Annotated in this window: 11 protein-coding genes; 3 read left to right on the top strand and 8 right to left on the bottom strand. The window is 68.9% G+C overall.

Annotated elements, in window-relative coordinates; all coding sequences use genetic code 11:
* Positions 1–31: 31 nt before the first annotated feature.
* Both G9Q41_RS10555 and pgsA read right to left on the bottom strand, forming a co-directional pair.
* Positions 32–331: a helix-turn-helix transcriptional regulator gene (locus G9Q41_RS10555; protein WP_242687337.1), complete on the bottom strand. Its 300-nt coding sequence runs from the start codon at positions 329–331 to the stop codon at positions 32–34.
* A gap of 46 nt (positions 332–377) precedes the next feature.
* Positions 378–968 carry a phosphatidylinositol phosphate synthase gene (gene pgsA, locus G9Q41_RS10550; RefSeq protein WP_165632646.1) on the bottom strand — a complete coding sequence of 197 codons (591 nt, stop codon included), beginning with the start codon at positions 966–968 and terminating at the stop codon, positions 378–380.
* Positions 969–1176: 208 nt separating this feature from the next.
* On the opposite strand from pgsA, the gene G9Q41_RS10545 reads away from it, so the two are divergent.
* Complete coding sequence (locus G9Q41_RS10545; protein WP_092520349.1) at positions 1177–1716, top strand: YceI family protein; 540 nt, start codon at positions 1177–1179, stop codon at positions 1714–1716.
* A 114-nt stretch (positions 1717–1830) separates the two neighbouring features.
* Here the strand turns inward: G9Q41_RS10545 and G9Q41_RS10540 are convergent, their stop codons facing one another.
* The 4 genes from G9Q41_RS10540 to G9Q41_RS10525 form a co-directional block, all read right to left on the bottom strand.
* Entirely contained in the window at positions 1831–2445 is a 615-nt protein-coding gene (locus tag G9Q41_RS10540; protein WP_281241046.1) for an HIT domain-containing protein, read from the bottom strand.
* Positions 2442–4505: a threonine--tRNA ligase gene (thrS, locus tag G9Q41_RS10535; protein ID WP_165632647.1), complete on the bottom strand. Its 2064-nt coding sequence runs from the start codon at positions 4503–4505 to the stop codon at positions 2442–2444. The genes G9Q41_RS10540 and thrS overlap by 4 nt, the downstream gene beginning before the upstream one ends.
* Before the next feature lie 215 nt (positions 4506–4720).
* Complete coding sequence (locus tag G9Q41_RS10530) at positions 4721–6907, bottom strand: EAL domain-containing protein (protein ID WP_165632648.1); 2187 nt, start codon at positions 6905–6907, stop codon at positions 4721–4723.
* A 3-nt stretch (positions 6908–6910) separates the two neighbouring features.
* Positions 6911–7717: an SAM-dependent methyltransferase gene (locus G9Q41_RS10525; RefSeq protein WP_092520332.1), complete on the bottom strand. Its 807-nt coding sequence runs from the start codon at positions 7715–7717 to the stop codon at positions 6911–6913.
* Between the two features lie 449 nt (positions 7718–8166).
* On the opposite strand from G9Q41_RS10525, the gene G9Q41_RS10520 reads away from it, so the two are divergent.
* Both G9Q41_RS10520 and G9Q41_RS10515 read left to right on the top strand, forming a co-directional pair.
* Positions 8167–9525: an FAD-dependent oxidoreductase gene (locus tag G9Q41_RS10520; RefSeq protein WP_092520331.1), complete on the top strand. Its 1359-nt coding sequence runs from the start codon at positions 8167–8169 to the stop codon at positions 9523–9525.
* A gap of 304 nt (positions 9526–9829) precedes the next feature.
* Positions 9830–11284 (top strand): lipase maturation factor family protein, encoded by a 1455-nt coding sequence (locus tag G9Q41_RS10515; protein WP_092520330.1) that lies wholly within the window; start codon positions 9830–9832, stop codon positions 11282–11284.
* 121 nt (positions 11285–11405) lie between these two features.
* On the opposite strand, the gene G9Q41_RS10510 is transcribed toward G9Q41_RS10515, so the two are convergent.
* On the bottom strand, positions 11406–12638 hold the full coding sequence (locus G9Q41_RS10510; protein ID WP_165632649.1) for a cyclopropane-fatty-acyl-phospholipid synthase family protein: 1233 nt from the start codon (positions 12636–12638) through the stop codon (positions 11406–11408).
* Positions 12639–12715: 77 nt separating this feature from the next.
* Positions 12716–14101 carry an FAD-binding oxidoreductase gene (locus G9Q41_RS10505; RefSeq protein ID WP_165632763.1) on the bottom strand — a complete coding sequence of 462 codons (1386 nt, stop codon included), beginning with the start codon at positions 14099–14101 and terminating at the stop codon, positions 12716–12718.
* Between the last annotated feature and the right edge of the window lie 62 nt (positions 14102–14163).

Here is a 14163-nt window from a genome sequence, read left to right as displayed (position 1 = left end):
TGGTTCGATCCTTTCTCACGACCACGATCCGTCATCGGATTGCGGATTCGACGTTAGGCAACTCCCCGCCCGCGGACACGGGCCACTGCCCGGGTTTCTGGCTAGGCCACTGGGCCACTGGGAGCAGCGGCCTCGCCGATGATCGCGTGCACCCCGAGCGGAGCGTCCCGACGTCGAAGAGCGCGAGCATCACCTCCAGGTCGGAGCCGCTGATCGTGTTGCGCGTGCTCTCCATGCGGGCAACCTTCGCCGAGTTGCAGCGCAACCGCTTGACCACATCGGACTGCTTCAGTTCTGCCGCCTCGCGGAGCCCGCGAACCTCCTGAGCCAACCAGCGCCCGCCGACCGACAGCTGCGCAGAGTTCTGCTACGAGTCCTCAGGCCCGACAGGAACCGGCCAGGCGCTGACCGACGGTGTAGATCGACATCGCGGCCAGCCCCCACAGCGCGACGTCCAGCACGTAGGGCACGCCCATCCCGTGCAGGCCGGTGCCGACGAGCAGGACGACCATCCGCTCGGCCCGCTCGGCCACGCCCGCCTCGACCTTCACCCGCTGGGCCTGCGCGCGGGCCTTGACGTAGGAGATCACCTGGGCCGCGACCAGGCAGATCAGCAGCGCCGCCCCTCTCCAGTGCTGGTCCCCGACCAGGGCCCACCAGACGAGCGAGCCGAACACGGCCCCGTCCGCCACGCGGTCGCAGCTCGCGTCCAGCACGGCCCCGAATCCGTCCTCCGCGCCTGCCGCCCGCGCCGCGGCCCCGTCGAGCAGGTCGAACAGCAGGAAGAAGGTGACCACCAGGGTCCCGGCCAGCAGGTGCCCGAGCGGGAACAACGTCACAGCCGACAGGACGGTGCAAACCGTCCCGATCACTGTCACCACGTTGGGTGACATTCGATGCCGCACCAACCACGCACCCACCGGATCGGTGAGCCTGGACACCGAAGCTCGCGCGAAAAGGTTCAACATCGTTCCGACTCATCCACTCCCGCACGGGAGTTTCCCGCACGAAGCAGCTTAACCGGCGACGATCGTCGATCCCCACCCGCACCACCAACCGCGGAAAAGACCGCGGGAAAACCGCGAGGATGATCCATGACACACCCGGAAATGAGCCGCGGAACCGGCTAGTTGGACACCGGTGAGAACAACCTCACCGATTCCACGGAGGTCCGGTATGACAGACGCTACGCAGATCCCCGGTTACACCACGGGAACCTGGGACATCGACGCGGTGCACTCCGAGGTCGAGTTCACCCTCCGGCACATGGGGGTCGGCCGCTCCCGCGGTCGGTTCGACAAGTTCGAGGGCCAGATCGTGACCGCGGAGAACCCGCTGGACTCCAGCGTCTCCGCCACCATCGACGCCGCCTCCATCAACACGGGCAGCGCCGACCGCGACGCCCACGTGCGCGCCGAGGACTTCCTGGACACGGACAACTACCCCACGGCGGAGTTCCGCTCCACCGGCATCAGGCAGAACGGTGACGACTGGATCATCGACGGAGACTTCACCCTGCACGGCGTGACGGTTCCGGTCTCCCTGGAAGCCGAGCTCGGCGGCTTCACCGACACCTCCGACGGGGGCAAGCTGCTCGGCCTCTCGGCGAACACCACCCTGAACCGCACCGACTTCAAGGTCGGCCCGAACGGCGGCGCCATGCTCGGCGAGAAGGTCAAGATCAACCTGGAGATCGAGGCCACTCTGCGCGGATGACGGACGTTCCGCTTCGATCGGCGCAGGCGTGGGCAGCTGCGGCTCCGCCTGCGCCGACGAAAAACCCGGCCCGAACGGCCAACTCGGCCGGGCAGATCCGCTGGGCGGCGCCGCTCACCCGATCCGCTTCCAGGCCTCGGCGAGCAGCTCACGGGTGTCGGCCAACAGCTGGGGCAGCACCCTGGTGTGGCCGATCACCGGCATGAAGTTCGAATCGCCGCCCCAGCGGGGAACGACGTGCTGGTGCAGGTGCGCCGCGATCCCCGCACCGGCCACCGGCCCCTGGTTCAGCCCGATGTTGAAGCCGTGCGGAGCGGAGACTCCGCGGATCACGCGCATGGCCCGCTGGGTTAACTCCGCGACCGCGACGGTCTCCTCCCCGGTCAGCTCCGTGTAGTCCGCGACGTGGCGGTACGGCAACACCATCAGGTGACCGGGGTTGTACGGGTAGAGGTTCAGCACGGCGAAGACCAGCTCGTCCCTGGCCACGATCAGCGTCTCGTCGTCGGAGCGCTCGTCGGCCAACAGCCCGCAGAACGGGCACTCGTCGCTGTCGTCCCCGGTCGGCTTGTTCTCCCCCTGGATGTAGGAGAGCCGGTGCGGGGTCCACAGCCGCTGCAACGCGTCCGGGACCCCGATACCGTGCTGCCCGGCGAACTCCGCGCCGGACTCCGCGGAAGAATCCCCCGCGGAGTCCGCGAACCCCTCGTTCGATGCCCGCTGTGTCACTCCAGCTCCGCTCCGAAGTTCTCCGCCGTCGGCGAGGCGTTCTCGCGCCGCCCGACCCAGCGGCCGAGCGCCTCGACGGCCTGCTCCACGGGCACCCCGTTGAGCTGACTGCCGTCGCGGAAGCGGAAGGAGACCGCACCCGCCTCGACGTCCTTGCCACCGGCCAGCACCAGGAACGGAACCTTCTGGGTGGTGTGGTTCCTGATCTTCTTCTGCATCCGCTCGTCACCGGTGTCGATCTCGACGCGCAGCCCCTTCTCCCCGAGGCGCTCGAAGACGCCCTCCAGGTGCGGGACGTGGTCGTCGGCGATGGGGATGCCCACCACCTGCACCGGGGAGAGCCACGCGGGGAACGCGCCCGCGTAGTGCTCGGTGAGCACGCCGAAGAAACGCTCGATCGAACCGAACAACGCGCGGTGGATCTTCACCGGCCGCTGCTTGGAGCCGTCGGCCGCGGTGTACTCCAGGTCGAAGCGCTCCGGCATGTGGTAGTCCAGCTGGATCGTGGACATCTGCCAGGTGCGCCCCAGCGCGTCCTTGGCCTGCACCGAGACCTTCGGCCCGTAGAAGGCCGCCCCGCCCGGATCGGGCACCAGCTCCAGACCGGAGTCCTCGGCGGCGCGCCGCAGCGTCTCGGTGGCCTCCTCCCAGAGCTCGTCGCTGCCGACGTACTTCTCCTCGTTGCGGGTGGACAGCTCCAGGTAGAAGTCCTCCAGCCCGTAGTCGCGCAGCAGGTTCAGCACGAAGCTCAGCAGCGACTTGAGCTCGGACTGCAGCTGGTCCGGAGTGCAGTAGATGTGCGCGTCGTCCTGGGTCATGCCGCGGACCCTGGTCAGCCCGTGCACTACGCCGGACTTCTCGTAGCGGTACACCGAGCCGAACTCGAACAACCGCAGCGGCAGCTCGCGGTAGGAGCGTCCGCGCGAGCGGTAGATGAGGTTGTGGAACGGGCAGTTCATCGGCTTCAGGTAGTAGTCCTGGCCGGGTTTGCGCACCTCGCCGTCGGCGTCGCGCTCCTCGTCGAGGTGCATGGGGGGAAACATCCCGTCGCCGTACCAGCCGAGGTGCCCCGAGGTCTCGAACAGCGCGCTCTTGGTGATGTGCGGCGAGTTCACGAACTCGTAGCCCGCCTGCTCGTGCCTGCGCCGCGAGTAGTCCTCCAGCTCACGACGGATCACCCCGCCCTTGGGGTGGAAGACCGGAAGCCCCGATCCGATCTCCTCCGGGAAGGAGAACAGGTCCAGCTCCGCACCCAGGCGCCGGTGGTCCCGCCGTTCCGCCTCGGCCAGCCACTCCAGGTGGGCGTCCAGGGCGTCCTTGGACTCCCAGGCGGTTCCGTAGATCCGCTGCAGCTGCCGGTTGCGCTGATCGCCCCTCCAGTACGCGGCTGCGACCCGCGTCAGCTTGAAGGCGGGCAGGAACCGCGTGTGCGGGACGTGCGGCCCCCTGCAGAGGTCTCCCCAGACCGTCTCCCCGTGCCGGTCGATGTTGTCGTAGACGGTCAGCTCACCGTCCCCGACCTCCATCACCTCACTGGTGTCCACGTCCTCCGACCCCGACTTGAGGTCGACGAGTTCCAGCTTGTACGGCTCGGCGGCCAGCTCCGCGCGCGCCTCCTCGACGGAGCCGAGCTCGCGGCGGGAGAACTTCTGGCCGGACTTGACGAGCTGCTTCATGCGCTTTTCCAGCGCCTGAAGGTCCTCCGGAGTGAACGGCCGCTCGACGTCGAAGTCGTAGTAGAAGCCGTCGGTGACCGGCGGGCCGATCCCCAGCTTGGCCTCGGGGAACAGTTGCTGCACCGCCTGGGCCAGCACGTGGGCGGTGGAGTGCCGGATGACGCTGCGCCCCGCCTCGGAGGCGGCGGGCACCGCTTCGACCTCCACGTCGACCGGGGGAGCCCAGGCGAGGTCACGCAGTTCCCCGTCGCCGTCGCGGACGACGACGACCGCCTCGGGACCTTTGGAAGGCAATCCCGCCTGCTGGACGGCATCACCAGCCGTAGTGCCCGCCGGTACCTTAACCCGGGACTCCTGCTGGGTTTGGAGCGGCGAGACTGACACGGTTACTCCTACGATCGTTGCTCGAATGGGATCCGCGCGGCCCGACCACGACCGAAGGAGCACTGGCGACGACGGGGTCGGGACGGGCGAACGTTTTCGTCCCGATGCTATCGGCCACCGGTGTCCCCGCCGCGATCCGGCCGAGCGGTGACCAACGGTGAACCGTCCGGGCGATTCCTCGCCTCCGGGCAGCGCACCCGGAGGCGAGGAGATCGTCAGGCGCCCGCGCCCAGGATCTCGGCCACTTCCAACGCCGAGACGGGCTCGCCCACGTGCTGCCCCTGCGCGGCGTACACGTTCATCGCACGCAGCCGGTCACCCTGCAGATCCGTGTCCACGCCGTCGGCGATCACGGCCATGCCCAGCAGGTGGGCGGCCGAGACCACGCTGCTGACGAGGTGCTCGTCCAACGGGTCGGGGTGCTCCGGCTCCGACAGGCGCTTCAAGTACTCGCCGGAGATGCGCACCGAGGTGGCGGGCAGTTCCCGCAGCCTGCGCACTCCGGTGTAGCGGGCCCCGAAGTCCCGGACGACGAAGGCCGCTCCGAGCTCGCGGACGATCTCGACGGTGTCGACCGGATCGTTGTCCTCGTCGAACAGCGCCGCCTCCGGAACACCGAGACGCAGCTGCTCCGCGGGCAACCGCGTCTCCGCCAGGATGCCCTTGAACCGGCTGACCAGGTCGGGATCCCGGAAGTGCCGCTCCGACAGATCGACCGTGACCAGCGGGGCGTCGGCACCGAGCTCCCGAACCCACCGGGAGGCGTGCTCGCAGGCCTGACGCAGCAACCAGTCACCCAAGCGAGCGATAACACCGGTTTCCTCCGCCAGATCCACGAAGTCCTCGGCACCCAACTCGCCGTACTCGGGGTGATCCCAGCGCACGGCCGCGTGCAACGCGACCACGCCTCCGTCGGAGAGCCTGCGCACCGGCAGGTACTCGACGAAGAACTCGTGGTTGTCCAGCGCGGCCGGCATCGTGGCCGACATCCGGAAACGACGCCTGGCAGCGGCGTTGCGCTCCGAGTCGAACATCGCCCACTGCGCCTTGCCCTCGTCCTTGGCCCGGTACAGCGTGATGTCGGCCTCGCGGAGGAGGTGATCGGCGTCCAACCCCGTCACCGACTGCTCCACCACCCCGGCGCTGGCCGAGGCGTTCAGCTCGTGGCCTCCTATCCGCACCGGACGGTGGATCTCCTCCAACAACCGCTCCACCAGGTGGATCACCCCCGCGGGGCCGTCGGTGTCCGGCACGAGGACGACGAACTCGTCACCGCCCATCCGGGCGGCCAGCGCTCCCCGGCCGGTGGCCAGGGCGTTGACCCGGTTGGCGACCTCGCGCAGGAGATCGTCCCCGATGGGGTGGCCGAGACTGTCGTTGATCGTCTTGAACCCGTCCAGGTCGAGGTAGCAGATCCCCACCCTGCGGTCGGCGGGAACGGCCCGGAGCGCCTCGTCCATCCTGGTGCCCAGCAGGGTGCGGTTGGCCAGGCCGGTGAGCGGATCGTGCGTCGCCTGCCTGCGGAGTTCCTCCTGCAGGAGGTACCTGTCCGTGATGTCGGCGTAGAGCACCACTTGGTACTCGGGCACTCCCTCGGAATCCTTGACCAACGCACCGGACACCTGCGTCCACACCGTCCGCTCGTCCGGGGCCGTGAACTTCGTGTCCACCGCGAACTGCTCGGTCGACTCGTCCAGCAGCCTGCTGTCGGCCTCCCGCAGCACCTCGACCCAGCGGGAGTCGGACAACTCCAGCATGTCCCGCCCCACCAGCTCGGCGCGCGGAACACCGAAGATCGCCGTCATCGACTCGTTGACGTCCTGCAACACCCCGTCCAAGCCGACGATGGCGATTCCGAGAGCGGAGGAGGTGAAAACGGCCCTGAACCGCTCCTCGCTCGAACGCAGGGCCTCCTCGGCGGCGTCGCGAGCGTTGAGCACGGCCTGCTGGATGACGCCCTGCTCGGCGAGGACCCGCTCCTGGGCCGCCCGCTCGAACCCGGCTCCGAACGAGGCGAGCAGTTCGTTGAGCCGCCCCGGCACCACTGTGGTGTCCGGCGCGAGCCTGTTCGCCAGCCCGGGCAGTTCGGAGCCGAGCAGGCGCACCGTCCGCCGCAACGCCTCCGGCGCGAGCACGTGCGCCCGCACCAGATCGGCTCCCACCTGGGCGCAGCCCTCGTCGTCGTGGCTCTCGGCCCACAGCACCGCGAGCAACCGCTCGGTGCGTTCCTCGAGGAACTTCCACAGCTCGGGCCGGGCCATCGGGATGTAGCTCGTGCCGATGACCAGACGCGCCCACTGCCGCGCGAAATCCACCGCGGTGGTCATCTCCACCGCGCTCGGGTCCGCTCGCCCGCGCTCACCGTCGAGGACGGGTGATTCCTCGGAGGAAGTGCCGCTCATCGATCACACCTTGTATCCGACCGCTCCGTACACCAGCGAACTCGCCGGATCCTGCCAGCGGTCCTCCTCGGTGTCCGGACACCACTCCGGCACGTAAACCAGCCCCGGCTCGACGAGCTCGAAATCGCCGAGCAGCTCCGCCACCTCCGCGTGACTGCGCACGGTTCCAGGGTTGCTGCTCTCGGCGTACAACTCCACGAGACTCCGGGTGTACTCGGGGTAATCATCGGGGGTGACATGCGAGAGCCCGAGGAAACTTCCCGGCGCCATGCGTTCGTGATAGCCGCGGATGATCTCACGTGGCCGCGCGGAATCCGGGACGAAGTGCAGCAGGGCGATCATCATCACCGCGATCGGCTCCTCGAGGTCGAGCAGCCGCCCGGCCTCCTCCGAACCGAGGATCCCGTCGACGTCCTGTAAGTCGGCCTGGACAACTCCGGCCCGGTCGTTGCCCTCCAGGATCGTGCGACTGTGCGCCACGGCGACGGGTTCGTTGTCGACGTAGAGCACCCGCGCCTCGGGGTCGATCTCCTGGACGATCTCGTGCACGTTGCCCACGGTGGGGATCCCCGAACCGATGTCCAGGAACTGGCGGATCCCCCTGTCCAGGCAGTAGCGCACCGCGCGGCGCAGAAAGGCCCTGTTGTCCTGTGCCAGCGGTTTCACCTGCGGGACCTGGGCCTCGACCTTGTGGGCCAGTTCCCGGTCGACCTCGAAGTTGTGCGACCCGCCGAGGTAGTAGTCGTAGCAGCGCGCCGCACTGGCCTTCTCCAGATCGACGTCCGCGGGCAGACGGTTCGGCTCTGACATGGAAGCTCCCTGTCGTCACGGGCCACCAGCAGCGCCCCCCGATACCAAGGCCCTCGTAGCTGTGCGTACTTGATCACCGATGCAACTCCCCCGCCCGAACTTCCGGAGCTGCCGCCGGGTGATCAACACTAATCCTACTGTGACAGCCCGAGTTCAGTCATTCACGGTCGGCTGTCACGAAACGAGAGCGCATCACCCCTTCGGGGGTTTCTCCTCCGTGTAAGCAGCCTCACGCGTCCACATCACGGGCCGCCGGATTAGGTATGCCTAAGCTGGCACGGGACAGCACGTCGCGCTCCACGGACCCGAAGTCGGCGCGGTAACCCGGTTCCCGGGTGCTCGCGCACGGCGGACCACCGCTACGACCCCAGGACACCGAGCCAGCGACGACCACGACAGCCACGCGAACAGGGAACAGCCGCAGCCGCACGTCGCCCAGGAGGAGAACCGTGAGCAACCCGCTCCGAGTAGCCGTCATCGGCGCAGGACCCGCAGGCGTCTACGCCGCGGACATCCTGACCAAATCGGAAACGACCACCGAAGTCGACCTCTTCGACCGGATGCCCACCCCCTACGGACTGGTCCGCTACGGCGTCGCCCCGGACCACCCGCGAATCAAGGGGATCGTCAACGCGCTGCACAAGATCCTGGACAAGCCGGGCATCCGCTTCCTCGGACACGTCGAGTACGGGGTGGACTGCAAGCTGGAGGACCTGCGCAGGCACTACGACGCCGTGGTGTTCGCCACCGGCGCAGCCGACGACAGGAACCTGGGCATCCCCGGGGCCGAGCTGCCCGGCAGCCACGGCGCCTCCGAGTTCATCTCCTTCTACGACGGCCACCCGGACTCGCCCCGCGACTGGAACCTCGACGCGCGGAACGTGGCCGTCCTCGGGGCGGGCAACGTGGCGCTCGACGTCGGGCGGGTGCTGGCCAAGCAGGCCGACGACCTGCTCGACACCGAGATCCCGGACAACGTGCACAGCGCGCTGAGCCGGTCCAACGTGACCGATGTGCACGTGTTCGCCCGCCGGGGTCCCGCGCAGACGAAATTCACCCCCCTCGAACTGCGCGAACTCGACCACGAACCGAACACGGAGCTGATCGTGCACCCCGAGGGCTTCGAGATCGACGAGGCCGGCGAGGAGGCGATGCGGACGAACAACCAGGTCAAGTCCGTGGTCAAAACCCTGCAGGACTGGGCGCTGCGGGACCCCGTGGGCAACACGGCGCGCAGGCTGCACTTCCACTTCCTGCGGCGTCCCGTGGAGATCCTGGGCGAGGACGCCGTCAGCGGGCTGCGCACCGAGGTCATGGAACTCACCGGTGACGGCTCGGTCCGCGGGACCGGCGAGTACGAGACCTACGACGTGCAGTCCGTCTACCGCGCGGTGGGCTACCTCAGCTCGGCGCTGCCGGACGTGCCCTTCGACCACGGCTCGGGAACCATCCCGCACGACGGGGGCAGGGTGCTGGACCTCGACGGGGACCACGTCCCCGGCGTGTACACGACCGGTTGGATCAAGCGCGGCCCGGTGGGGCTGATCGGTCACACCAAGGGCGATGCGCTGGAAACCGTCAACAACCTGCTCTCCGACGCCGAGAACCTCCCGGAACCGGCCGAGCCCGAGCGGGACGCGATCCTGCGGATGCTCGACGAGCGCGGGATCTCCTACACCACCTGGGAGGGCTGGAACCAGCTCGACGCGCACGAGCGCGCCCTCGGCACCGAGCGGGGCAGGGAGCGCCTGAAAGTCGTCGAGCGCGAGGAAATGGTGCGGATCAGCCGCGAAGAAGCCGAGGTCTGACCGGACGGTTGCCACACCCCGGTTGACCCGGGTGCTCGCCCGGCGGAAGCTCTCGCGGCGGCGCGCGGAGCTGTTCGGGAGCCGCTCTTCGGCGCCGCCTGCGCCGAAGAGCTGGCTGCGCCGAAGAGCTGGCTGCGCCGCGCAACAGCCCGGCCGGAAGGGCCTCGTGCGCTCGCAGCCCTGCGGCCGACCCCGCTGACCGGGGTCGGCCCGCACCTCGCCCCGAATCACTGCGACCATCGCCGCCGCGCCGTACTTTCGAGCGCGGACCGGTCCTGCCGTGCTTCACACACGCGGGGGTGCGATGAGCTGGGAATGGTTCTGGGCGCCGGAGTACGGACCCGCTCGGTTCGTGTTCCAGCACCTGCTCGCCGCCACGTACGTCCTGGCCTTCGTCAACGTGCTCGCCCAGTTCCGGCCGCTGCTCGGCGAGCACGGACTGACGCCGGCACCGCGCTTCCTGCGCAACGTCCCCTTCCGCAGGGCGCCCAGCCTGTTCCAGCTGCACTACTCGGACCGCCTCCTGCTGGTGGTCGGCTGGTGCGGCCTGCTGCTGAGCCTGGCCACCTTTCTCGGCGCCGCCGACACGCTCCCGGTGTGGGCTTCGACGGCGGTGTGGTTCGTGCTGTGGGCGGTGTACCTGTCGATCGTCAACATCGGCCAGCTCTGGTACGCCTTCGGCTGGGAGTCGCTGCTGCTCGAGACCGGCTTCCTGGCGATCTTCCTGGGCCCGGCCCACACCTCCCCGCCGGCTCCGGTGATCTGGCTGCTGTGCTGGCTGCTCTTCCGCGTGGAGTTCGGCGCGGGTCTGATCAAGGTCCGCGGGGACCCGGCATGGCGGGACCTGACCGCGCTGTACTACCACCACGAGACCCAACCGATGCCCGGCCCGCTGAGCCGCCGGTTCCACCGGGCACCGCGCGCGCTGCACAAGGTCGAGGTGCTGGCCAACCACTTCACCCAGCTGATCGTCCCGTTCGGGCTGTTCCTCCCCCAGCCGGTGGCCTCGATCGCGGCGGTGATCATGATCCTCACCCAGGCGTGGCTGCTGCTCAGCGGCAACTTCGCGTGGTTGAACCTGATCACGATCACGCTGGCCTGCGCCGCGCTGGACGCCGACCTGCTCCGGTGGGTCCCGGTGGAGGCCCTCACCCCGCCCGGGCTCCTCGCGGAGCAGGACGCCGCGAGCCCGCTGTGGCACCGGGCCGCAGTGCTGGCGCTGACCGCGCTGGTGATCGTGCTGAGCTACTGGCCGGTGCGCAACATGCTCGGACGCGGGCAGGTGATGAACCGCAGCTTCAACAGGATCCACCTCGGCAACACCTACGGGGCCTTCGGCAGCATCACCCGCACCCGGTACGAAGTGGTGCTCGAGGGCCTGGGCGATGACGACTCCGAGTGGCGGGAGTACGAGTTCCGCGGCAAGCCGGGGGACGTCACGCGCCGCCCACCGCAGATCGCGCCCTACCACCTGCGGCTGGACTGGCTGATGTGGTTCGTGGCGATCTCGCCCTCCTACGGGAGGGGGTGGCTGGAGCGGCTGGTGATCGCGGCACTGCGCGAGGACCGCCGGATCCTGCGGCTGCTGCGCCACGTCCCGTTCCGGGAGGCTCCCCCGCGCCACGTGCGGGTCCGCCTCTTCGAGTACCGCTTCAGCACTCCGGAGGAGCACCGGGAGTCCGGGGTGTGGTGGGTGCGCACCCCGATCACCGAGCTGATACCCCCGGTCTCCGCGGAGGACGTGCGCGCGCAGCGATGAGCGGGCCGGGGCGCGGGTGGCTGGTCCGCTCACCCCGGCGGCGGCCCCGGCCGGACGGGCGTCCGGCCGGGCCGTGCGAACCGGACCGACTGCGCAGCGCCGCGCTCATCGGGAGCCGCGCTCACCAGTCGGGGCGCAGCGGCATCGAGCTGACACCACCGTCGGAGCGCACCCCCAGCGTCTGGTGCAGCTGGATCTCGTTGCGCTCGAAGGCCAACCGCGAGGCGGCCATGTACAGCCGCCACACCCGGGCACGACCGGGACCAACCTCGGCCACGGCCTTGCGCCAGTTGCGATCCAGGTTCGCGCACCACCCGGCCAGCGTCAGGGCGTAGTGCTCCCGGAGGTTCTCCTCGTGGCGCACCTCGAACCCGTTGTCGTTCATCCGCCCGAGGATCTCCGCCGGGGACTCCAGCTCACCGTCCGGGAACACGTAGCGGCCGATGAACTTGCCCGGACGGGCGGGGTAGGAACCGTCCGGCCTGGTGATGCAGTGGTTGAGCAGCCGTCCCCCCGCCTTCAACTTGTCCCGCAGGGTCCGGAAGTAGCCGGGCAACTGGTCCCGTCCGATGTGCTCGGTCAACCCGATCGAGCTGATCGCGTCGAATCCCGACTCCGGGACGTCGCGGTAGTCCTGGTACCGCACCTCGGCCAGGTGGCTCAGCCCTCGTTCGGCGATGACCTGCCGCGCCCAGTCGGCCTGCTCCTCGGAGAGGGTGACGCCGATCGCGCGCACACCGTAGTTCTCGGCGGCGTGCAGCACCATGCCACCCCAGCCCGCCCCGATGTCCAGTAAGCTCATCCCCTCGCGCAGCCCGAGCTTGCGCGCGACGAGGTCGTGCTTCTCGCGCTGCGCCTGTTCCAGGGTCGCGTCCTGGCGCTCGAACACGGCGCAGGTGTAGGTCATCGACGGGCCGAGCACCCACTCGTAGAACTGGTTGGACACGTCGTAGTGGTATGAGATGCTGCGGCTGTCCCTGCTCTTGGAGTGCCGTCTCCCGCGAGCGGCCCGGTTCTCCTCGGCGGGGGGACTCACCGGCCACCACACCCGATGCGCTCCGAGACGCGCCGCGAGCTCGATCCGCTGCCTCAGGGGGATGTCGCTGATCCTGATCGGCGGAAAGGCCGCCAGCGCGGTGTACATGTCCCCTTCCACCTCGATGTGCCCGTTCACGTAGGCCCGTGCCAGCCCCAGCTCCCCCGGAGCGGAGGCCAGATGACCCAACGCCAGGGGGGACTTGAGCACTATGGCGGTCGAACAATCGGAAGGCCCGTGACGGCTGCCGTCGTAAGCCCGGAACTCGATCGGCAGATCGTCCCCGAACACGCGTGCGAACACGGTTGCCAACGCCATTTACCGTTCCTCCATCGCGACCAGAGAAGAAGAGAGTCGTGCCGTGATCCCCGAGCGGGCCGTGCGCACCCGGGCGGTCAGCTCCCCAACACGCACTTTTCGTACAGCCCCGGCAGTTTTCCCGCCTGGTCGTACCGGTCTTTGAGGCGCCGGTACGTCTCCCCGTCGTAGTGCTTCCAGAACTCCTCGCGTTCGTAGTAGGCGCTCGAGTACAACGACTTGTGCCCGTCGAGCTCGCTCACCTTCTCCTCGATGAGGCGATTGTGCGCGCCGAGCTCCTGGTCGGCACGCAGCGGCACAGTGGCCCAGAAGCCGACGTTGACGTACAGCGTCGCCGGATCCATCGGGTACAGCGGCCAGCCGGTCGCGTCCCGCAGCCGCACCGGGCACAGCCACACGGGACTGATCCCGATCTCGTCGTGGAAGAAGTCCAGGAACTCGGCGAGCCGGTCCACCGGGATCTCCACGTCCTGGAACACCTGTTCCCGGCGCGGATGTCCGCGCAGCCGGTTGAACCGGTCGGAGAGCCCGAAGCGCTGGTCGAGGGCCACGACCCTGCGGTAGAAGTCGGAACGCAGGAAACGCCGCGGCCAGATCGAGCGCAGCAACGGGTGCTGCGCCCCCAGCGCTCGCGAGCACCAGAACCAGTCGGTGTCCCAGCGCCACAGGTAGTCACCGACGCGCAGGTGGTCCACCTCCCGCTCCCGGACGGACCGGTAGTAGATCCTCCTGCCCCCGTAGTCGCTGGTGTAGGGGGCCTCGTCCTCGAAGGTCCCCAACGTGAGGTACAGCTCGGACCGGTCGAACACCGTTCCGTCCACGAAGTCCACCCGCGTGCCCCGCCAAGTGCCGGAACCTTGGATCTCCTCGATCGCGGCCGCGCACTCCGCGGCCGAGGTGAACCGAACGTGCCGCAGCCGCACGTGGTCCCGGACGGGTTCGAGATCGATGACCAGCCGCAGCGCGTACCCCAGGGATCCGTAGGAGTTCGGAAAGCCCCGGAACAGCTCGGCGTGCTCGTTGTCCGGCCTGGCCGGCACCACCTGGCCGTCCCCGGTGAGTATCTCCATCTCGCGGACGGACTCGTGGGGAAGACCGTTCCGGAACGAGGAGGCCTCGATCCCCAGCCCCGCCACGGCGCCGCCGATGGTGATCGTCCGCAACTGCGGAACCACCAGCGGCATCAGCCCGTGGCGCAGCGTCTCGGCGACCAGGTCCTCGTAGGTGGTCATTCCCTGCACGTCGGCCGTCATCGTTTCCGGGTCCACGGACAGCACCCGGTCGAGCCCGGTCACCTCGAGCCCGCTCCCGCTCACGGGCGAGCGGAAGCGAAAGAGGTTCGAAGTGGACTTGGCCAGCCGGACGCGCTCGGAAGCCGGGATGCGGCCGTAGCGCGCGGCCAGCGCGGTGACTTCGTCCGCGTGTTCGGCACCGGTTGAGGGCTCTGGGGGATCGGTCTCCATGATCTCCGACCATATGCCGCTCACCCGACGATGGCATCCCGTTTTGCCCTGGAACACCCGAC

The sequence above is a fragment of the Actinopolyspora sp. BKK2 genome (genome assembly GCF_011291845.1).
GTDB lineage: Bacteria > Actinomycetota > Actinomycetes > Mycobacteriales > Pseudonocardiaceae > Actinopolyspora > Actinopolyspora saharensis.
Note: the sequence above shows the minus strand (reverse complement) of the source record. Positions and strands in the feature narration are given on the sequence as shown.

Coding starts and splice junctions, on each gene's coding strand:
- G9Q41_RS10545 (WP_092520349.1), top strand. CDS start 1,177: ATGACAGACGCTACGCAGATCCCCGGTTACACCACGGGAACCTGGGAC.
- pgsA (WP_165632646.1), bottom strand. CDS start 968: ATGTTGAACCTTTTCGCGCGAGCTTCGGTGTCCAGGCTCACCGATCCG.
- G9Q41_RS10510 (WP_165632649.1), bottom strand. CDS start 12,638: ATGGCGTTGGCAACCGTGTTCGCACGCGTGTTCGGGGACGATCTGCCG.
- G9Q41_RS10530 (WP_165632648.1), bottom strand. CDS start 6,907: ATGAGCGGCACTTCCTCCGAGGAATCACCCGTCCTCGACGGTGAGCGC.
- G9Q41_RS10525 (WP_092520332.1), bottom strand. CDS start 7,717: ATGTCAGAGCCGAACCGTCTGCCCGCGGACGTCGATCTGGAGAAGGCC.
- G9Q41_RS10515 (WP_092520330.1), top strand. CDS start 9,830: ATGAGCTGGGAATGGTTCTGGGCGCCGGAGTACGGACCCGCTCGGTTC.
- G9Q41_RS10505 (WP_165632763.1), bottom strand. CDS start 14,101: ATGGAGACCGATCCCCCAGAGCCCTCAACCGGTGCCGAACACGCGGAC.